Here is a 20,912-nt window from a genome sequence, read left to right on the forward strand (position 1 = left end):
GAGCGCTGCTCCAGTTGATGAGCAGCGACGACCTGCCGCCTGCCCTGAAAGAGGCGGCGCAGCAGGTCGTGCAGCACCTGACGGGTCAGCAGTTGCTGCTGAATACGGACCGGACGGCTCCTTTTGCACAGGTACACATGTTTATTCCGTTTGTCGGACCGGATGGTCGTGAAACAGCTACGATCCAGATTCAGTCTCGACGCGGTAAACGCGGGGAGCTGGATGCATCCAACTGCCGGCTTTGGTTTGATTTGGACATGAAGGCGCTCGGGCCGACATTGGTGGATGTGCAAGTCGTGGACCGGATTGTGAGCCTCAAGCTCCATAACGATCAGGATTGGGCTGCTTCGCTGTTGACCAGCGGGCGTGAATCCATTCATACGGCGCTAGAATCGCTAGGCTATCAGCTTTTATCGCTGCGTACCGAACCGATGCCGGTAAGGACTGGACAGGAGAGCAAAGGTCTGGTCTCTGCGGAGGTACAATGCTATGTGCCTCAGCCGTATAAAGGAGTCGATCTTAAAATATGAAAGAGCCGTTGAAGGCTCCTTCTCCTTCCAGGAAGAAGGCTGTCGCCCTTAAATATACGCCCGGTGAGAGCGAAGCCCCTATCGTCGTTGCCAAAGGCAGTGGTCGTATTGCAGATAGCATTTTGGAAAAAGCCAAAGAGCATGGTGTTCCCGTTCAAGAGGATGCCGCACTAGTTGAGGTATTGTCCAAGCTTGACTTGGATGAACAAATTCCTGCTGAGCTATATCAATTGGTAGCAGAAGTGCTCACCTATATATATCAAATGGATAAGCTTGCTCCAAGGGATGACACCTGATGAGGAACGACATGGGGACCGGAGGCAAGGATCAACGAAAAGCCAAAGGAGCTTTGGGTGAACAGGCAGCGGCATCGTTTTTGGAAAATCTGGGTTATCGTATCATAGAGCGTAACTGGCGATGTCGTAGCGGAGAAATGGATCTGATTGCCGTGCAGCATGATATTCTCGTGTTTATTGAAGTACGCAGCCTAAGTAGCTCCAATTATGGAACGCCCGCAGAATCAATCACTGCACGTAAAATAACCCAAGTTCGCCAGACAGCCGCTGTTTATTTGCATATGAACGGGATTGAGGATGTTTCAATCCGTTTTGATATGATCTCTGTACGATTGATTGACGAAACCGCGGTCGTCACGGACCATATAATCGAGGCATTCTAAAAGAGCGATAAATTTTTTGAAGGTTCATTTCGAATTTCATATGCACAGGTTGACAGGAAGGAATGCTAAAGGTATATTTGTTGAGAATGGTTATCATTTTGATTTGTAGTTATAGTGAACATCCACGAGCTATTCCTACGAAGGAGGATATACGTGACAGAGCATACCTTTAGTGAACATGTCATAGATGTAATTCAGGAACGACGGACCATTAAACGGTTCAAATCCGACCCCATTCCAGTAGATACCATTAAAGAACTGCTGGACGTTGCTGTATGGGCTCCCAATCATAAAATGCGTGAGCCATGGCGTTTTCTCTTATTTGCTGGCGACGGACGGAAAAAGCTCGCTAAAGCTATTGAAGCTGATATTGGCAAGGATAACAAATTCGAAAGCGGCATTTTACACAATCCGATTCAGCTTTTAGTTGTGTTGGAGGAAGACCCTCGTCAGGCAGTTTGGGATGAGGATTTTGCAGCGGTTAGTGCCCTTGTACAAAACTTTATGCTTGCCGCATGGAGTAAAGGAATCGGAACGTTTTGGGTCACAAAGCCTTTTCTTTATTCACCGAAATTCCGCAAACATTTGGGAATTCAGCCTGGTGAGAAGATCATCGGCATGGTGTATGTAGGTTATCCTGAAGTCATTCCAGAGCCAAGACCACGTATTCCAGCAGCGGATAAGCTGACCCTGTTTGACAAATAATCTTTTGTCGAATAACCTTAATTAGACAGTTTGGAAATTAAAGATGTAACATTATATTTGCAACAGATGAAAATTTGGAAGCACCTTTTTTCATATATGCAATGCTCCTAGGGGGAGACATTTCAGTATGAGGAGAGGTGTTTTTTTGTTATGTATGGAAAATTACATGGAGCTTGTCTTTATGGAATAGACGGTGTTCTGATTGAGGTGGAGACGGATTTGTCGAATGGGTTGCCTCAAACTGCGATTATCGGATTGCCGGATTCGGCCATTCGAGAAGCCGTGGAGCGCGTAAGAGCAGCGATCAAAAACTGCGGTTTCAAATATCCGTCCCAGCGTGTAACCATAAATTTGGCTCCTGCTGATTTACGTAAGGAAGGCTCATCCTTTGACTTTGCTATCGCTTTGGGACTGCTGACAACCAGCGGACAAGTCGTTTTACCTACGGGGGAACGGACGTTATTTATCGGTGAACTAGCGTTGGACGGCAGTATTCGCCCCGTGAACGGGGTATTGTCTATGGTTGATTTGGCCAAGCGAGAAGGATTTCATTCGGTGCTGCTTCCTGAGGAAAATGCAGGGGAAGCACGCCTGATCACGGGTATACGTATTTACGCTGTTCGTCATCTGATGGATCTCATTCCAGAAAAAGGTCACACACAATACGTTATTGAAGGCCAATCAAAAGATCGGAATTCTAACTACCTACCTGATCCAATTGATAACGAGGGTACTAACCAAGTCACTAACCAAGTCATTAAGCAAGCTATTGATCCAGCCCCTAACCCAGTCTCGAATCAAGTTGAAAATCATGACCGAGGCAAGCGTATTACTGCTAGACAGCAGATCATTATCCATTCTTATGAGCATTTGCTTCCGGCAGATCAGATACCGATACGTGAGGTCAAAGGGATAATTGACGTTATGGAGGATTACAGCGATGTATTAGGTCAGCTACACGCCAAACGAGCGCTAGTTATTGCTGCTGCCGGAATGCACAATATCATCCTTATTGGGCCGCCTGGTGCCGGAAAAACGATGCTAATCCGCAGGCTGCCATCCATTCTGCCGCCCTTGACCGAAAAAGAAGCACTGGAGGTTACCAAAATATACAGCGCCGCTGGAAAGTGGAAGGAGTCATCGCCTCATTTGATGAACATTCGCCCCTTCCGTTCACCTCATCATACGATTTCTGCTGCTGGACTGGTGGGAGGAGGCGGGATTCCCAAGCCGGGAGAAATTAGTCTTGCACATCGGGGGATTTTATTTCTGGATGAGTTGCCTGAGTTTAGTCGTCATGTGCTAGAGGTGCTGCGCCAGCCATTGGAAGATCGCAATGTGACAATTAGCCGTTCACGTGCAGTTTTTAAGTATCCTGCACATTTTTTACTTGCAGCTTCTATGAACCCGTGTCACTGCGGCTTTTTCGGAAGTGATACGCAACATCAGCGTTGTACCTGTTCACCTTCTGCGGTAGCTCGCTATCGTTCGCGTATTTCTGGTCCATTACTGGACCGGATCGATCTTCAGCTTGAGGTATCACAACCGAAGGACTGGCGTGAGGAAAAGGAGTCGCTGTCGTCCGCTGAAATGCGAAGACAGGTACTAACTGCTCAAGCCATACAAATCGATAGGTACAGCAAGCTCCCTTTTTCATGGAATAGCGAACTATCCGGTCAAATGCTCCGGAAATATGCGGTATTAGAACGCAATGCGGCAGAGCTACTTGATCAGACGATGGATGCGCTCGGTTTAAGCATGCGTGCGTATGATCGAATTCTCAAACTGTCACGTACTATTGCAGACTTGAGTCAATCAGAGCAGATCACCGTGTCGCATGTAGCTGAAGCCATTCAATATCGGAATATGGACAGAGCACATGCCAGTTTTTTAGAAGAATAAAACAGCATAGGAATAACGATATGTCCATATTTTTTATGTAAGACAAAAAAAGCTCCAGACGCAAAGTTCTGGAGAAGAAAAAAGATTATGACAATGTGATTATACAATAAGTATATCAATTTCGTATATACGATTATGCATCATCTGCCATGTTACTTGATGGAAAAAAAACCAGCTGTCAATCCTTTGTTGTGAAGGTGTAGCTGAAAGTATACAAATCCTCCGGACCAGAAACAACTCGGAGGATTTTTTATATAATTCGGATTAGAGCACGTTCAGTTTCACTTCGATATTACCGCGGGTAGCGCGGGAGTAAGGACACTGTTCATGTGCGCCTTCTGCCAATTTTACCGCTGTTTCAGCGTCAACGCCTTTCACCAGAATATCGAGGTTCACTCCGATTCCGAAGCCACCGTCTTCAACTTTACCGAAATTGACCGTTGCTGTTACTTCGGTACCTTCATGTTTAATATGCTGCATGCGGGCAACCATATTCAAAGCACTGTCAAAACACGCTGAATAGCCTGCTGCAAACAATTGCTCCGGATTCGTACCCGCGCCACCTGCACCGCCCATTTCTTTGGGTGTATCAATATTTAAACGAAGTTCAGGGGAAGAAGACTCTACATAACCACTACGTCCTCCAACTGTTTTTACTGTTGTTTCATACATTTTTTGTTGAATGGTCATCATAATTCAATCACTGCCTCTCGCTCAATTTATATTTTACACAATTTAATTTATCAAAATAATTATTGTTTGTAAAGTGTTTTGTGCAATTAGCATGTTTTTTATTGTATAATGTGCTAAGATAATGACGAAAGCGGGTGATCTGACAGCATGGACAACAACAATCATAATGAAGGTGCAGTATTAAAACTTGATAATCAGTTATGCTTTGCTATATATGCGTGCTCCAGAGAGATTACGAAGCTTTACCAGCCTTATCTGGAAAAGCTCGGTGTGACATACTCACAGTATTTGGTGCTCATTGTGCTGTGGGAGCGCGAGGAATGTACGGTGAAGGAATTAGGCGAGGCGTTGTATCTGGACTCAGGCACACTGACCCCGTTATTGAAAAGATTGCAGAATGCCGGACTTATTAACCGGAAGCGTTCGACTCAGGATGAGCGTAAGGTGCTGATTTCCTTGACTCCGGAAGGGAGTGTATTGCGGGAAAAAGCGCTATCTATACCGGAATGTATTCAAGAAAAAACAAGCATGACCCACGATCAATTTGGCTCGCTCCTGTTTCAGTTCAATGATCTGCTGGATCGAGTTCACAAAGCGAATGTACAGGTTGAAAAATCATAATAGACATTTGCGGTTACTTTTAAGAATCTTATTGTTATGTAGCCGCCTGCAACTGAATGAAGGAATGCTCGAATGAACTGAAGTACCTCTCATACGGATTTAATAAATCCCGAACTTGAAGAGGTGCTTTTTTGTTTGTATGCTATCAAAATAAATATCCATTAATATCCAAGCATTCGATTTTGGGAATGATAATGATATCAAAATACTGTAATTCATAACGTTAAATTATAAGGAAAGCGTTTTAAAAACATGTTACAATGATGTAGGTTTAGTATAGATTTCCTTGTGAACCGCCCTTGTTGCAGTCATGTTGATAGGAGGATTCCAGAATGAATATCCATGAATATCAGGGTAAAGAAGTATTGAAGCAGTACGGAGTGGCTGTACCGAACGGTAAGGTTGCCTATACGGTGGAGGAAGCCGTTGCTGCAGCAGAATCGCTTGGAAGCGCTGTTACGGTGGTAAAGGCGCAAATTCATGCCGGTGGACGTGGTAAAGCGGGCGGTGTGAAGGTGGCCAAAAGCTTGGATGAAGTGCGTACCTATGCTTCTGAAATTTTAGGTAAGGTGCTGGTGACACATCAGACCGGGCCTGAAGGCAAAGAGGTTAAACGCCTTTTGGTAGAGGAAGGCTGCGATATTCGTAAAGAGTATTACGTCGGTGTTGTTGTGGATCGTGCGACCGGACGTGTCGTGATCATGGCCTCGGAAGAAGGCGGCACGGAAATCGAAGAGGTAGCTGCGGCTACTCCGGAGAAAATTTTCAAAGCGGTTGTTGATCCGGCAATTGGGCTTCAGGTATATCAGGCTCGTAAGCTGGCTTATGACATTAACATCCCCAATGAACTGGTGAACAAGGCGGTTAAGTTCATGCAGGCGCTCTATGAAGCTTTTGTGGACAAGGATTGTTCGATTGCAGAGATCAATCCGCTGGTCGTTACAGGTGACGGGAATGTGCTGGCGCTGGACGCCAAACTGAATTTCGACTCGAATGCGTTATTCCGCCACAAGGATATTTTGGAGCTGCGTGATTTGGACGAAGAGGACGAGAAAGAAATAGAAGCTTCCAAATACGATCTGAGCTACATCGCATTGGACGGAAATATTGGGTGTATGGTCAACGGCGCAGGTCTTGCCATGGCGACGATGGACATTATCAAATATTACGGCGGCGATCCGGCCAACTTCCTGGACGTAGGGGGCGGTGCGACGACGGAAAAGGTAACCGAAGCGTTCAAAATCATTTTGTCCGATTCGAAGGTAGAAGGCATTTTTGTGAACATTTTCGGCGGAATTATGCAGTGCGACATCATTGCGAACGGTGTGGTGGAGGCTGCCAAGCAATTGGGGCTGACCCGTCCGCTTGTTGTCCGTCTCGAAGGCACGAATGTCGAGTTGGGTAAACAGATTTTGGCGGAATCCGGTTTGAATATCGTGGCGGCTGATTCCATGGCGGACGGTGCCCAGAAAATCGTCGAACTTGTTCAATAGCCTGTTTGCATTCCGATATGCCGAATAAACGATAGGGGATGTGAAGATCGTGAGTATTTTGGTCGATAAGCATACAAAGGTGATTACACAGGGGATTACGGGAAAAACGGCGTTATTCCACGCCAAGGGTGCGCTTGATTATGGCACACAGATGGTAGGAGGCACCTCTCCAGGCAAGGGCGGCACTGAGGTGGAAATTACGCTGGAGAACGGACAACAGGTCAAGTTGCCCGTGTTTAATACGGTGAGCGAAGCGAAGGCTGCTACAGGAGCGACAGCGAGTGTTATTTATGTGCCGCCTGCTTTTGCTGCGGATTCCATTTTGGAGGCTGTAGATGCAGAATTAGACCTCGTCATTTGTATAACCGAGGGTATTCCGGTGCTTGATATGATCAAGGTCAAACGCTTTATGGAAGGTAAAAAGACCGTTCTGATCGGCCCTAACTGTCCGGGCGTAATTACACCGGGAGAGTGCAAAATTGGCATCATGCCGGGTTACATTCATCTACCGGGTCATGTAGGTGTTGTGTCACGTAGCGGAACGCTGACCTATGAAGCGGTGCATCAGCTAACTACCCGGGGCATCGGACAATCCTCCGCGGTTGGTATCGGCGGTGATCCGGTTAAGGGCTCGGAATTTATTGATATTTTGCAGCGCTTCAATGAAGATCCTAACACGCATGCTGTCATTCTGATCGGAGAAATCGGCGGTACAGCCGAGGAGGAAGCTGCCGAGTGGATTCGAGACAATATGACGAAACCGGTGGTCGGTTTTATCGGCGGTGTGACTGCGCCTCCGGGCAAACGGATGGGGCATGCAGGTGCCATCATTTCCGGCGGAAAAGGAACGGCCAAGGAGAAAATCGCTACGCTTGAAGCCTGTGGTATCAAGGTGGCACCGACTCCTTCCGAGATGGGCTCGACGCTGGTCAGTGTGCTGGAAGCACGTGGTATTTTGAATTTGTGTACGACACATTAAATCGTGTTTCTTCATTAATATACAAGCTGTAAAATGGCATCGAAATTTGCCGCCTGCTAGTGTATAATGAAAGAAAGGTAAGCAACCTTTTTGTCTTCTTAACAGGGGATGAAAAGGTTGCTTTTTTTTGCGTTGGGACAGGCTTATCAGGGAAACGCTTGCAAAATGATACGTTGTACCACAAAATAAGGGAGGGTTCACTCTTCCCGTGAACGGAGGAACCACAGTTTGGAAGAAAGATGGCTTTTGCTGGGTTTGCATGAATTAGAGGGGATCGGTAGAAGAACAATTCAGCGTATTTGGTCGAGTGACTACCGACTGCATGAACTGCTGCATTTTAGCGAGCAGAAATGGATTGAGATAGGATTAAGTCCCGCTCAGGCCCGCATAGCGGTGCAGCGTTACGATGAAGATTGGGTACATGAAAGATATCAGCGGGTTCGATCCGGCGATATCGAAGTGATTACTTATGTGGATGAAGATTATCCCCTATTAATGAAGGAAACAGTTGACGCGCCTTGGGTATTGTATACGAAAGGGGACAATTCACTTTTGCATACATGCTCTGTAGCTATGGTGGGGACCCGCATTCCTACGGCTTATGGACGCAGAGCGGCCGAAATGCTGACAGAGGGATTGTGTGATGCGGGCATTACGGTGGTCAGTGGATTGGCGAGAGGGATCGATAGTATTTGCCACGAAGCTGCTCTGCGCCGGGGAGGCAATACGATTGGGGTGCTTGGAACGGCGATTGATCAAATTTACCCGTCCCAAAATGCATCTTTATTTGCAGAGATGGCGAGCAAAGGCTTGATTGTATCGGAATATCCACCAGGCACCAGATCGCATCCGGGAATGTTTCCGCAGCGTAACCGGATCATTGCCGGTCTGACACGGGGAACCGTTGTCGTGGAAGCAGATGTAAGAAGTGGTTCCCTAATTACAGCCGATGCTGCGTTAGAGGCGGATCGAGATGTGTTCGCCGTTCCGGGGCCAATTACATCACCGAAGAGTAGAGGTACGTTAAGCCTGATTAAGCAAGGCGCTAAAACGGTCACCGAAGCTTCGGATATTGTAGAGGAGTACGTGGCCGATTTGCGCATAAGGGATGTTTCTTCATACAATAGAGAGCAGAGTCTGGATGTGAATGGGGTCTCCAAAGCACCAGCGAGTGAGACACCCGAGGAAAAGCGTGTCATGCTTTTACTGGAGCAAGGAACCATGACACTGGATGAACTGCTTGAAGCAACTGCATGGGATTTTGGACTTTTACACTCAGTTCTGTTATCGTTAATCATAAAAAAAAGGATCGCCCAGCTTGCGGGTACAAAATACAAACTTATTTAATAGTTGATTTTGCAAATCCTTAATGTAGTAATTGTACGTAAATGAGAGGAGGAAGAGCCTATGGCGGATTCACTCGTCATCGTGGAATCGCCTTCCAAGGCGAAGACGATCGGCAAATACTTGGGCAGTAAATATATCGTCAAGGCTTCCATGGGTCATATCAGGGATTTGCCAAAGAGTCAGATCGGCGTAGAGGTCGAAAATGATTTTAATCCCAAATACATTACCATTCGAGGTAAAGGCTCGATTTTGAAAGAATTAAAGGATGCCAGAAAAAAAGTAAAAAAAGTATATCTGGCGGCTGACCCGGATCGCGAAGGTGAAGCTATCGCTTGGCATTTGGCGCATGCGCTGGATCTGGACGATACAGCAGACTGCCGCGTTGTATTTAATGAGATCACAAAGCAGGCCGTCAAGGATGCTTTTAAAACACCACGCAAAATCAATATGGATTTAGTCAATGCCCAACAGGCACGGCGGATCCTTGATCGGCTTGTCGGCTACAAAATCAGTCCATTGCTTTGGAAAAAGGTAAAGAAGGGCTTGTCCGCAGGGCGCGTGCAGTCGGTTGCCGTGAAAATTATCCTGGACCGGGAAAACGAGATTAATGAGTTTGTACCGGAAGAGTATTGGACGATCACAGCTAAACTGGCGATTAAGGACAGTACCTTTGAGGCGAAATTCCATCAGCTTCGTGGCGAAAAGAAAGAGCTCTCCAGCGAAGCGGATGTACAAGAAGTGCTGGAGGCTATCGGCAAGTCGGCTTACAAGGTTCGTGATGTGAAAGAGAAAGAGCGTTTGCGCAATCCTTCTCCACCATTCACGACTAGTTCCTTGCAGCAAGAGGCGGCTCGGAAGCTCAACTTCCGTGCATCCAAAACGATGTCCGTGGCCCAGCAGTTGTATGAGGGTGTGGACTTGGGCAAAGAAGGAACCGTGGGTCTGATTACGTATATGCGTACGGATTCCACACGAATAGCCGTTTCGGCCCAAGAGGAAGCGAAGGAATTCATTATTCAGAAATATGGCGAAGCTTTTGTACCTGAAAGTCCTCGTCAATATTCCAAAAAAGCGGCCAATGCCCAGGATGCGCATGAAGCGATTCGTCCAACCTCCGCGTTGCGTGACCCGGAAACGGTTAAGCCGTTTATGAGCCGGGATCAGTTCCGTTTGTACAAACTGGTATGGGAGCGTTTTATGGCCAGCCAGATGGCTTCCGCTATTATGGATACCTTGTCCGTTGATATTGAAGCGGGTGAGACTATATTCCGGGCAGCCGGCTCGAAGGTTCGTTTTCCAGGCTTCATGAAAGTGTATGTGGAGGGGAATGACGATGGCAAAACTGAAGAAGATAGGCTGCTGCCGCCGCTTAAACCGGGCGACAAGCTGAAAAAGGAATCGGTTGAGCCGAAGCAGCATTTCACGCAACCGCCTCCCCGTTATACAGAGGCACGACTGGTGAAAACACTGGAAGAACTGGGTATCGGACGTCCGAGTACGTATGCACCGACACTGGAAACTATTCAGAAGCGTGGCTATGTCGCCATTGAAGAGAAGAAGTTCTTTCCTACAGAGCTGGGAGAACTGGTCATCGAGCAGATGGAGGAATTCTTTCCTGAAATTCTGAACGTGGAATTTACGGCTAATATGGAAGGTGATCTTGACCACGTAGAAGAAGGCGAAGGAGACTGGGTCAAGGTCTTGAGTGATTTTTACGAGTCGTTTGAGAAGCGTCTGGAAGTGGCAGAGGAAGAAATGAAGGAAATTGAGATAAAGGATGAAGAATCCGATGTCATTTGTGACAAATGTGGCAGCCCGATGGTGTATAAGCTTGGCCGCTTTGGTAAATTTCTGGCCTGCTCGGCATTCCCGGATTGCCGTAATACGAAGCCGATTGTCAAGGATATCGGAATAAATTGTCCTACATGTGGTGAGGGCCATGTTGTGGAACGGCGGAGTAAAAAAGGACGTATCTTTTATGGATGTGACCGTTATCCAGAATGCGATTTTGTATCCTGGGATAAACCGTCCATTAAGCCTTGTCCAAGCTGTGGTGGCCTAATGGTCGAAAAACGTACCAAACAAGGAACGAAGCTCAACTGTACCGTCTGCGATCACAGTGAAATGCTGGAAGATAGCGACGAGGGTGTAGAGTCTTCATAAGAACAACAATAGCAGGGGGATTTAAACGTGAGTGAACTACAAAAGGTAACGGTCATCGGAGCAGGTTTGGCGGGCAGCGAAGCTGCCTGGCAGATTGCAAGCCGTGGTGTGCCTGTCAAGTTATATGAAATGAGACCGGTTGTTAAAACACCGGCGCATCATACAGATAAATTTGCCGAGCTGGTGTGCAGCAATTCTTTACGGGCTAACGGCTTGACTAACGCGGTAGGTGTGCTGAAGGAAGAAATGAGAATATTGAACTCCTTGATTTTGAATGCCGCAGATCGTCATGCTGTTCCGGCTGGTGGTGCGCTGGCAGTGGATCGTGATGGATTTTCCGGTCATATTACAGATACTCTTCATCAACATCCGCTTATTGAGGTTGTCAATGAGGAGCTTCAGGAAATTCCACAGGATGGGATTGTGGTCATTGCTACCGGGCCTTTAACTTCTCCGGCTTTGTCGGAACAGATTAAATCGCTGATGGGAGAAGAGTATTTTTACTTTTACGATGCGGCGGCCCCGATTGTGGAGAAGGACTCTATCGACATGAGCAAGGTTTATCTGGCTTCCCGCTATGATAAGGGAGAAGCAGCCTACTTGAACTGTCCAATGAACGAAGCGGAATTTGACGCTTTTTATGAGGCGCTGATTACGGCTGAGGTGGCACAAGTTAAGGAATTCGAAAAAGAAATTTATTTCGAAGGCTGCATGCCCATTGAAGTGATGATGCAGCGCGGTAAGCAGACGGCATTGTTTGGGCCGATGAAACCAGTCGGTCTCGTGAACCCACATACAGGAGAGCTGCCATATGCCGTTGTGCAACTTCGTCAGGATAATGCGGCGGGTACACTGTACAACCTGGTTGGCTTCCAGACTCATCTGAAATGGGGAGAGCAAAAGCGCGTATTATCCATGATACCGGGCCTAGAAAATGCAGAGTTTGTACGTTATGGTGTGATGCATCGTAACACCTTTATTAATTCCCCACAGCAGCTTCATCCGACCTATCAGTTCAAAGGCAGAAGTAATTTGTTTTTTGCCGGGCAAATGACTGGAGTGGAGGGGTACGTAGAATCTGCGGCCTCGGGTTTGCTGGCGGGGATGAATGCAGCGCGTGCGGCGCGTGGACAAGAAATGCTTGTATTTCCTGCGGAAACGACACTGGGCAGCATGGCCCGTTACATCACAACCGCAGATTTCAAGCATTTTCAGCCGATGAATGCGAACTTTGGTCTGCTGCCAAAGCTGGAGACGCGTATCCGCAACAAGAAGGAAAAGAACGAAGCGCTTGCTAACCGTGCGTTGGAAAGCTTGCGTGGTTATATTAACGAAGCGGAAGTTATGCCAGCCGAAGTACAGTCATAAGGATGAAGGAAAAAAGGAGGAGCGCGTTATGGATATGTCCTTTCATGCTACCACCATCTGTGCTGTACGCCACAATGGCAAGGGAGCTATTGCCGGTGATGGTCAGGTAACGTTCGGTAACAGTGTCGTCATGAAGCAGACGGCGAAAAAAGTACGCAGATTATACCGTGGTCAGGTGGTCGCAGGTTTTGCCGGTTCAGTGGCGGATGCCATCACATTGTTTGAAAAGTTTGAAAACAAGCTGGAGGAGCATCACGGTAATCTTCAGCGGGCCGCGGTGGAACTGGCTAAGGACTGGCGGCAGGACCGTATCCTGCGTAAGCTGGAGGCTTTGATGATTGTTATGGATCAATCCGGAATGCTACTCATTTCCGGGGGCGGTGAAATTATCGAGCCGGACGATGATGTGCTTGCGATCGGCTCAGGCGGTAATTTTGCATTGGCGGCGGCGCGCGCATTCAAGCGTCATGGCTCCGGCATGGAGGCAAAGGATATGGCCCGGGAAGCGCTGGAGGTTGCCTCGGAGATATGCGTGTATACGAACAATCAGATTATCGTGGAAGAACTGTAAATCGGCTCTGAGTATTCAAGGGTGGAGGAGTGCAAAATGAATAATCAATCGTTGACGCCCAGACAAGTTGTATCCGAGCTGGATAAATATATTGTCGGACAGAAGCAGGCTAAAAAATCCGTTGCCGTTGCCTTGCGCAACCGTTATCGGCGCAGCAAGCTGCCGGACGATATCCGGGATGAAATTGTGCCCAAAAATATTTTGATGATCGGTCCGACGGGCGTGGGTAAAACCGAAATTGCACGCAGACTGGCCCGGCTCGTGGGAGCTCCTTTTGTTAAGGTAGAGGCGACTAAATTTACAGAAGTGGGTTATGTCGGCCGGGATGTGGAATCCATGGTGCGTGACTTGATGGAAACCTCGATTCGCATCGTTAAAGCGGAGCGGACAGAGAATGTGAAGGACAAAGCCGAGGACATGGCGAATGAACGGATTGTTAGTATTCTTGTACCTGCTGAGAAATCAAATAAATCCCAACGTAACCCTTTTGAAATGCTGTTTGGCAATAACACCGGGAATTCGGTAGAGGAAGAACCCCCACAACAGGACACATCCTTGGCAGAGAAACGGCGTAAGGCTAAATTCGATCTGTTGTCCGGCAAGCTTGAGGATGAAGTGATTGAGATTGATGTGGAGGACACCGCACCCAATATGCTGGATATGTTTGCTGGGCAGGGAAATGAGCAAATGGGCATGAACATGCAGGAAATGTTCGGAAGTTTTCTGCCAAAGCGGACCAAAAAGCGCAAACTGCCGGTGAAGGAAGCCCGTAAGGTGCTAATTCAGGATGAGGCTGCCAAGCTGATCGACATGGATGATGTCATTCAGGAGTCCGTGAAGCGTGCCGAACAATCCGGTATTATTTTTATTGATGAAATCGACAAGATTGCCAGCCAAGGCAAGGGCAGTGGTCCTGATGTGTCTAGAGAAGGTGTCCAGCGCGATATTTTGCCTATTGTCGAGGGTTCTACCATTATGACTAAATACGGCCCGGTAAGGACAGATTATATTCTGTTTATCGCCGCTGGGGCTTTTCATGTTGCTAAGCCTTCTGATCTGATTCCCGAACTACAGGGGCGTTTCCCGATCCGTGTCGAACTTAGCAGTCTCACATTGGATGAATTTGTATCCATTTTGACAGAGCCCAAAAATGCGCTGACCAAGCAATACACGGATTTGCTCCGTACCGAAGAGATTGAAGTGGAATTTTCGGCGGAAGCTATCCGTGAAATTGCCAGCATTGCCGAGTCTGTCAACCGGAACACGGAAAACATCGGTGCGCGCCGCTTGCATACCATTTTGGAGAAGTTGCTGGAGGATTTGTCCTTCGAGGCTCCGGAGCTTACTTTGGACCGCATGATCATTACCCCGGAATATGTTCGGGAGAAGCTGGGTGATATTGCCCAAAACAGGGACCTTAGTCAGTATATTTTATGAGTGGGAGCTTTTAAAATAGGATGCGTTGTCTAGAATAACACTATCTTGCACCGTCATATAGACCTAGATGAACGTCCCTTTGATGATTTGTCTGTCTATTCCAAAAGTAGGACGTATAATCTTTTACAGGCGCAAAGTGCTAAGAAAACGTCCGTTTTATTGAAAAAAACCTGAAAAATTTAACATTTTATGCATCGAAAGCCCTCTTTTTTAAAAAAGATAGGGCTTTTTTCTTATTGTAATTAGGTCCCAACTCTACGAAACTTAGAATATATGACGCAAAGCAATTATTTTCTACTTAAGACCTAAGAGAAATGTATAATTATGAAATTTAATTGTCGAAAAAAAGTGAAAAATCTTGTTTTATTGAATCTTACTTTGGAGTAGACGCTGGAAGGGAGGAGCTAAATGAATCTGCTGGGTGATATGAGCTTTCAAAAGCTTCAGGCAGGTGTACAGGCGGCGAATACGAGACAACGTGTGATCGCTGACAACATTTCCAATGACGATACCCCGTATTTTAAGCGTTCAGAGGTTTCATTTGAAGAATTGCTTCAGCAGCAAATGGGTGGCGACGTGACACCATTACGTGGAAAAGTAACCAATGCGAAACATTTTCAAATAGGACCTGCGAACTCCATTCCAGATGCTGTGGTTACCAAAGATGGGTATTCTGTCATGAACAACAATATGAATAACGTGGATATCGACAGAGAAATGAGCCTTATGGCTGAGAACCAACTGAGATATAATACCTACATCCAAGAAATTAATGAACGCATCAAAATGATGAGAACAGCGGTAGAAGGGAGATAGGACCAGGTGAAGATTAACAACGGCTTTGATATCAGCGCATCTGCTCTTACGGCCCAAAGGTTGCGGATGGATGTCATATCGAGCAACATTGCCAACGCAGAGACAACCCGGGCAAAAGTGGAGAATGGACAAGCGGTTCCATATCGAAGAAAAACGGTTGTTTTGGAGCCTAACCAATCTCGGTTTGCCGATGTTTTGCGGGCTCGAATGGAAGGAAATGGCACGGGCGCCACTGGCGTCAAGGTTTCGCAAATACAGGAAGATCAGTCACCTTTGAAGCCTGTGTACAATCCGGGTCACCCGGATGCTGATAAAGATGGCTATGTATATATGCCTAATGTAGACATTATGAAAGAAATGGTAGACATGATTTCCGCAACACGCTCTTACGAAGCCAATGTAACAGCTCTGAATGCATCTAAGGCAATGGTTTCCAAGGCACTTGAAATCGGTCGCTAAGTTCCAGGACTACTAACTACAGAATAGGGAGAGTAAAACATGATCCAGAACGCCATGTTTAATGTACAGACACCGGTAATACAGCAAATTCAATCACCTAACAATGAGTTGACGAAATCAACACCTTCCGAATCCTTGAAGGATTTTGGTTCGTTCCTAAAGGATGCGCTCAATGAAGTGGGGCAGCAGGAAGCCGCTACACACACGATGTCCGACCAGTTCATGGCAGGAAAAGTTGATGTTGATCAGGTCATGATCACATCCCAACAAGCGCTGCTTTCCCTGCAGCTTACTACTCAGGTCCGAAACAAAGCGATTGAAGCCTATCAGGAGATCATGCGTACACAGATGTAAAGAGGGTCTAGCAAAGTTTCGGATGGGGTGACGGAGTGAACGAGAGAATCGCCCAATATCGGGATAAGATTTCCGGGTATTGGAATAATTTCAGCAAAAAACAAAAGATATTACTTGTTTCGACCTTGGCATTCATCATCATTGCCATTGTAGTGCTAACGATGCAGTTTACCAAAACCGAGTATGAAGTGGCTTTCCGGGATTTAAACGCAAACGATGCTGCCGGGGTCATTAAATATCTCGATTCTGCGGGTATACCGTATCAGCTCAATGATGGCGGGACGCAAATCGCAGTCCCAACCGCAAACGCGGATAAGGCAAAGGTAGATGTTGGGTCTCAGGGCCTAATTCAGAAGGGTTCAATCGGCATGAGTACCTTTGACCAGTCCTCCTCGGCAATTGGCATGACGGAGAACGAGTTCAATGTGAAGTACAATAACGCATTGAACGGCGAAGTGCAGCAACTGTTGGAACGGATGGATGGTGTCCAAAGCTCCAAAGCTGTCATTAATATGCCGAAGGAAAACATTTTTGCCGGACTTGAAGAAAAGGACAAAGCTTCTGCTTCGGTTCAAATGGAATTCGAACCTGGTTTTACGCCAAATCAGCAAGCCATCGACGGATACTTTAATCTGGTAAAAACGGCTGTGCCGAATTTGCCTGTAGAAAACATTACGATCACCAATAAGGAGTATGAACTGATTCCAACGGCCAAGGGCGGCCAGGGAGGTCTCTCCAGCGGTGTTCAGGAAAACATGGCTCTCCAGAAGAAGTTTGAGAGCGATGTAAGGAATAATGTCCAACAATTTTTGTCGAAAATTGTTGGCGAAGACAAAGTGAATGTGCTAGTTATGTCACAGTTAAATTTCGACAAAGTAACGTCGAAAGAACAACTGGTTACACCGGTTGATCAAACGAAAATGAAGGGCATTGAAATCAGCGCCCAGCAAATTCAGGAAAGCTACACTGGCAGCAGTGGACAAACCGGAGGAGTCGCAGGCACAGGAACGCAGGATGTACCTGGTTACCCTGGAGGAAGCAATTCGGGCAACACAAGCTCAGACAAGAGCTCAAGCACAATTAACTACGAAGTTAACCGAATTGCGAAGGATATTATCCAAAGTCCGTACACTGTAAAAGATTTAACCATTAATGTAGCAGTTGAACCACCAACGGGGCAGCAAACTTTGGATGCTGCAACTCAGGCCGCAATCCAAAACATCTTGGTTAATATCGTAAGAGCTTCATTGGCGAACTCCGGCGTTACTATTACAGACGCTGATTTAGCCAAAAAAGTTTCAGTGTTCTCTCAAACCGTACCGGCGCCAGCGAACAGCAACACGTTTTTCTCGGCTTCCAACCCTTGGGTATGGGGCATCGGGGCTGCTGTACTGGCACTGTTGGCAGGTGCAATCTTCCTGATTGTACGCGGTCGTCGTAAGCAGCAGGAAGAAGAACTGGAAGAAGATCTGCAACTTATGCCAACTCCGACGGAGTTCCCGTCCATTACCATGGAAAGTGTGACAAATGAAAGTCAAGTGCGTAAACAGCTTGAGAGTCTGGCGAAAAAGAAACCCGACGAATTCGTCAATCTGCTTCGTACATGGCTGGCTGACGAATAGAGGTGAGTTCATTGGCAAAGGCAAGCAGTCAAGGTTTAACGGGAAGACAAAAAGCGGCAATTCTGCTAATCACGATGGGGCCGGAGGTATCTGCTCAAATATTCAAGCATTTGCGTGATGAAGAAATTGAGCAACTTACATTGGAAATCGCCAATGTGAGGAAGGTTGATGCAACGGAAAAAGATTCGATTATGGCTGAGTTTCATCAAATTTGTTTGGCTCAGGAGTACATTTCCCAAGGCGGCATCAATTATGCCAAAGAGATATTGGAAAAGGCACTCGGGTCACAAAAAGCAGTTGAGGTCATTAACCGTCTGACGGCGACGTTGCAGGTGAGACCGTTCGATTTTGCCCGCAAAGCTGATCCGAATCAGATTTTAAACTTTATACAAAATGAAAATCCACAGACGATTGCTCTCGTGCTCTCGTACTTGCAATTTGAGCAGGCGGCAGCGATTCTGTCGTCCCTGCCACAGGAAAAGCAGGCTGATGTGGCCAGACGTGTCGCTGTAATGGACAGCACTTCGCCGGAAGTTATTTCACAAGTGGAACGTGTGCTGGAGCAAAAGCTGTCGGCAACCGCGACACAGGATTACACGAATGCGGGCGGTATCGAGTCCATTGTTCAGATTTTGAATGGCGTAGACCGAGGAACCGAGCGTACGATTCTCGACTCGCTTGAAATTCAGGACCCTGAACTGGCCGAAGAAATCAAGAAAAGAATGTTCGTATTCGAGGATATCGTCAATGTGGACAACCGTTCCATTCAACGTATTATCCGCGATATCGACAATGCCGATTTGCAGTTGGCGCTTAAAGTGTCCAGCGAAGAAGTTCGCGATGTGATTTTCCGAAATATGTCGAAACGGATGGCGGAAACCTTCAAAGAGGAAATGGAGTATATGGGACCGGTACGGCTGCGTGATGTGGAAGAAGCGCAGACTCGCATCGTATCGACGATCCGCAGATTGGAAGAGGCCGGTGAGATTATAATCGCACGCGGCGGAGGAGATGACATCATTGTCTAACTTGATCAAATCTTTCCAATATGTGCCTGTTGAAGCTTTGAAAACCATTGATGTGGCACATTCGTATGCGCCTGAAACGTCGGAAGAGGAAGTCACAACTGAACATATGGAGCCGGAACCACAGAGAGATTACGAGACTGAACGGCTCCGGGATGAAATGCTGAATGATGCCAAGGATTTTGCTGAACGGCAGGTTCGTGAGGCAGCTGAAGAAGCGGAACGGATGCTTCAGGAGGCACAGCAGCAGATCGAAGGTTGGTGGCAGGAACGCCGTGAGCAGGACGAGCAGTTAACAGAGTCCTTAAAGGCTGACGGATTTCAGCAAGGCTATGAGGAAGGTCGAAAATTGGCTGAGGCTGAGCTTCAGGCGAAATCGGAACAGATGATGGTAGAGGCGCAGGATATTTTGCGTCAGGCTTATGAGACCAAGGAACAACTGATTCAGGAGGCTGAGCCTTTTCTGGTCGAGCTGAGTAGTGCTATTGCTGAGAAAGTCATTGAAAAACAGCTTAGCATAGAGCCGGAATATACAATTGAGCTTATTCGTAATAATCTGGCTCGTAAGCGGGAAAAAGGAACAATTACGTTGTGTGTGTCGCCTCAGCATTTCGCATTTGTGCAAGGAGCGCGCGAAGAATTGTCATTAACTGTCGATTCGCAGGCAGAACTGCAAATTATTCCTGATGGTACTGTGAAGGATCGCGGCTGTGTCATTCGTTCTTCCTTTGGAAGTGTGGATGCGCGGATAGATACACAGCTGGCTGAGATCAAAAAGGAATTGCTACGTCTGGCACACGAGAACGAGGAGCGAAGACATGAAGGGGCTTAATGCGCAGCGCTACATGGATCATTTGCGACAACTGGACCCGGTTCGGGTAAACGGCAAGGTGACACAGGTTATCGGTTTGATGGTGGAATCGGAAGGTCCGGACGCCAGTATCGGGGATGTCTGTTACATTTATCCGGGTAAAACGGCTAAGCCACTGCAAGCGGAGGTCGTAGGCTTTAGAGACAATAAGGTACTTTTGATGCCGCTTGGGGAACTGCAATCCATTGGACCCGGTTGTGATGTCGTAGGAACAGGGAAGCCATTGAACGTACAGGTGGGATCGGAGCTGTTGGGCAAAGTGCTGGACGGTTTGGGCCAACCGCTGGACGGTTCATTGATTCCCTCACGGATGGCGAGATACTCGACCTTCAACATTCCATCCAATCCACTGAGTCGCCCGCGTGTACAGGAGCCGATCAGTATCGGTGTACGGGCCATTGATGGATTGCTTACTATCGGTAAAGGACAGCGGGTCGGTATTTTCGCAGGCTCTGGTGTAGGTAAGAGTACCCTGATGGGAATGATTGCCCGTAATACGGAAGCAGATGTGAACGTAATTGCTCTGATCGGGGAACGTGGACGCGAGGTGCTGGACTTTATTGAACGGGATTTGGGTCCGGAAGGGCTTGAACGTTCAGTAGTCATCGTAGCGACTTCCGACCAACCTGCATTGATCCGCATTAAGGGGGCGCTTATTGCAACGACGATCGCTGAATACTTTCGGGATCGCGGCTTGAACGTCATGCTGATGATGGACTCGGTTACCCGGTATGCAATGGCGCAGCGCGAAGTAGGACTGGCTGTCGGGGAGCCACCAGCGATGAGGGGTTATACCCCTTCCGTATTCGCCAGTTTGCCCAAGTTGCTGGAACGTGCGGGAACCGGGCCAACCGGCTCTATAACCGCCTTTTATACGGTACTGGTTGATGGTGACGACATGAATGAACCCATCGCGGATGCGGTGCGCGGGATCTTGGATGGACACATTGTGCTCAACCGGGGAATTGCGAACAAGGGGCATTTTCCTGCGATTGACGTGTTAGCCAGCATTAGCCGGGTCATGAAGGACATTGCACCACGTGATCAGATTGACGCTGCCGAAAATATTAAGCGCCTGATGGCTGTTTATAAAGATTCAGAGGACCTGATTAACATCGGGGCTTATCAGCAGGGTTCGAATGCAGAAATTGACGAATCCATGGAGCGTATACGGGATATATGGGATTTTACAAGGCAAAGAACAGATGAAAAGGCTGAGCTGGACGAGGTACGTAAGCGTTTGATTTCTGAATTTACGAGGAGATGAAGGTTGAACG

Annotated in this window: 20 protein-coding genes and 1 pseudogene; 20 read left to right on the forward strand and 1 reads right to left on the reverse strand. The window is 47.4% G+C overall.

Going from position 1 to position 20,912, the window contains the following annotated elements; all coding sequences use genetic code 11:
- From L696_RS28810 to L696_RS0118210, 5 genes and pseudogenes are all read left to right on the forward strand, one after another.
- Positions 1 to 530, forward strand: a pseudogene (locus tag L696_RS28810) (DNA ligase); the annotation flags it as partial.
- Entirely contained in the window at positions 527 to 826 is a 300-nt protein-coding gene (locus L696_RS0118195; RefSeq protein ID WP_025684909.1) for an EscU/YscU/HrcU family type III secretion system export apparatus switch protein, read from the forward strand. The pseudogene L696_RS28810 and the gene L696_RS0118195, both read left to right, overlap by 4 nt.
- Positions 826 to 1,209, forward strand: coding sequence for a YraN family protein (locus L696_RS0118200; protein ID WP_025684910.1), 384 nt, complete (start codon positions 826 to 828; stop codon positions 1,207 to 1,209). The genes L696_RS0118195 and L696_RS0118200 overlap by 1 nt, the downstream gene beginning before the upstream one ends.
- Before the next feature lie 153 nt (positions 1,210 to 1,362).
- On the forward strand, positions 1,363 to 1,914 hold the full coding sequence (locus tag L696_RS0118205) for a nitroreductase family protein (RefSeq protein WP_025684911.1): 552 nt from the start codon (positions 1,363 to 1,365) through the stop codon (positions 1,912 to 1,914).
- Positions 1,915 to 2,064: 150 nt separating this feature from the next.
- Positions 2,065 to 3,816: a YifB family Mg chelatase-like AAA ATPase gene (locus L696_RS0118210; protein WP_025684912.1), complete on the forward strand. Its 1,752-nt coding sequence runs from the start codon at positions 2,065 to 2,067 to the stop codon at positions 3,814 to 3,816.
- 264 nt (positions 3,817 to 4,080) lie between these two features.
- Here L696_RS0118210 and L696_RS0118215 read toward each other — a convergent pair whose 3' ends face one another.
- Positions 4,081 to 4,509 (reverse strand): organic hydroperoxide resistance protein, encoded by a 429-nt coding sequence (locus L696_RS0118215; protein ID WP_025684913.1) that lies wholly within the window; start codon positions 4,507 to 4,509, stop codon positions 4,081 to 4,083.
- 147 nt (positions 4,510 to 4,656) lie between these two features.
- Here L696_RS0118215 and L696_RS0118220 point away from each other — a divergent pair, with 147 nt between their 5' ends.
- From L696_RS0118220 to fliI, 15 genes are all read left to right on the forward strand, one after another.
- Positions 4,657 to 5,130, forward strand: a complete 474-nt coding sequence (locus tag L696_RS0118220; protein WP_025684914.1) for a MarR family winged helix-turn-helix transcriptional regulator — start codon at positions 4,657 to 4,659, stop codon at positions 5,128 to 5,130.
- A 332-nt stretch (positions 5,131 to 5,462) separates the two neighbouring features.
- Positions 5,463 to 6,623: an ADP-forming succinate--CoA ligase subunit beta gene (sucC, locus tag L696_RS0118225; protein ID WP_025684915.1), complete on the forward strand. Its 1,161-nt coding sequence runs from the start codon at positions 5,463 to 5,465 to the stop codon at positions 6,621 to 6,623.
- A gap of 49 nt (positions 6,624 to 6,672) precedes the next feature.
- Complete coding sequence (sucD, locus tag L696_RS0118230; protein ID WP_025684916.1) at positions 6,673 to 7,602, forward strand: succinate--CoA ligase subunit alpha; 930 nt, start codon at positions 6,673 to 6,675, stop codon at positions 7,600 to 7,602.
- 228 nt (positions 7,603 to 7,830) lie between these two features.
- Positions 7,831 to 8,949, forward strand: a complete 1,119-nt coding sequence (dprA, locus tag L696_RS0118235) for a DNA-processing protein DprA (protein WP_025684917.1) — start codon at positions 7,831 to 7,833, stop codon at positions 8,947 to 8,949.
- Between the two features lie 60 nt (positions 8,950 to 9,009).
- The gene (topA, locus tag L696_RS0118240) at positions 9,010 to 11,112 is read left to right on the forward strand and encodes a type I DNA topoisomerase (RefSeq protein WP_025684918.1); all 2,103 of its coding nucleotides are present in this window, start codon (positions 9,010 to 9,012) and stop codon (positions 11,110 to 11,112) included.
- 27 nt (positions 11,113 to 11,139) lie between these two features.
- Entirely contained in the window at positions 11,140 to 12,480 is a 1,341-nt protein-coding gene (trmFO, locus tag L696_RS0118245; protein WP_025684919.1) for an FADH(2)-oxidizing methylenetetrahydrofolate--tRNA-(uracil(54)-C(5))-methyltransferase TrmFO, read from the forward strand.
- A gap of 28 nt (positions 12,481 to 12,508) precedes the next feature.
- A complete protein-coding gene (gene hslV, locus L696_RS0118250) occupies positions 12,509 to 13,051 on the forward strand; it encodes an ATP-dependent protease subunit HslV (protein WP_014281071.1) in 543 nt (180 codons plus the stop codon).
- 36 nt (positions 13,052 to 13,087) lie between these two features.
- Positions 13,088 to 14,488: an ATP-dependent protease ATPase subunit HslU gene (hslU, locus tag L696_RS0118255; protein WP_014281072.1), complete on the forward strand. Its 1,401-nt coding sequence runs from the start codon at positions 13,088 to 13,090 to the stop codon at positions 14,486 to 14,488.
- Between the two features lie 408 nt (positions 14,489 to 14,896).
- Complete coding sequence (gene flgB, locus L696_RS0118260) at positions 14,897 to 15,304, forward strand: flagellar basal body rod protein FlgB (RefSeq protein WP_025684920.1); 408 nt, start codon at positions 14,897 to 14,899, stop codon at positions 15,302 to 15,304.
- 6 nt (positions 15,305 to 15,310) lie between these two features.
- Positions 15,311 to 15,763 (forward strand): flagellar basal body rod protein FlgC, encoded by a 453-nt coding sequence (gene flgC / locus L696_RS0118265; protein WP_025684921.1) that lies wholly within the window; start codon positions 15,311 to 15,313, stop codon positions 15,761 to 15,763.
- 39 nt (positions 15,764 to 15,802) lie between these two features.
- Positions 15,803 to 16,117, forward strand: coding sequence for a flagellar hook-basal body complex protein FliE (gene fliE / locus L696_RS0118270; protein ID WP_025684922.1), 315 nt, complete (start codon positions 15,803 to 15,805; stop codon positions 16,115 to 16,117).
- A 35-nt stretch (positions 16,118 to 16,152) separates the two neighbouring features.
- On the forward strand, positions 16,153 to 17,739 hold the full coding sequence (gene fliF / locus L696_RS0118275) for a flagellar basal-body MS-ring/collar protein FliF (RefSeq protein ID WP_025684923.1): 1,587 nt from the start codon (positions 16,153 to 16,155) through the stop codon (positions 17,737 to 17,739).
- 11 nt (positions 17,740 to 17,750) lie between these two features.
- Complete coding sequence (fliG, locus tag L696_RS0118280) at positions 17,751 to 18,767, forward strand: flagellar motor switch protein FliG (protein ID WP_025684924.1); 1,017 nt, start codon at positions 17,751 to 17,753, stop codon at positions 18,765 to 18,767.
- The gene (locus L696_RS0118285; protein ID WP_025684925.1) at positions 18,760 to 19,596 is read left to right on the forward strand and encodes a FliH/SctL family protein; all 837 of its coding nucleotides are present in this window, start codon (positions 18,760 to 18,762) and stop codon (positions 19,594 to 19,596) included. Before fliG ends, L696_RS0118285 begins: the two co-directional genes overlap by 8 nt.
- Positions 19,583 to 20,902: a flagellar protein export ATPase FliI gene (gene fliI / locus L696_RS0118290; protein WP_025684926.1), complete on the forward strand. Its 1,320-nt coding sequence runs from the start codon at positions 19,583 to 19,585 to the stop codon at positions 20,900 to 20,902. Before L696_RS0118285 ends, fliI begins: the two co-directional genes overlap by 14 nt.
- Positions 20,903 to 20,912: the final 10 nt, after the last annotated feature.

This window comes from Paenibacillus maysiensis (assembly GCF_000520815.1).
Lineage (GTDB): Bacteria > Bacillota > Bacilli > Paenibacillales > Paenibacillaceae > Paenibacillus > Paenibacillus maysiensis.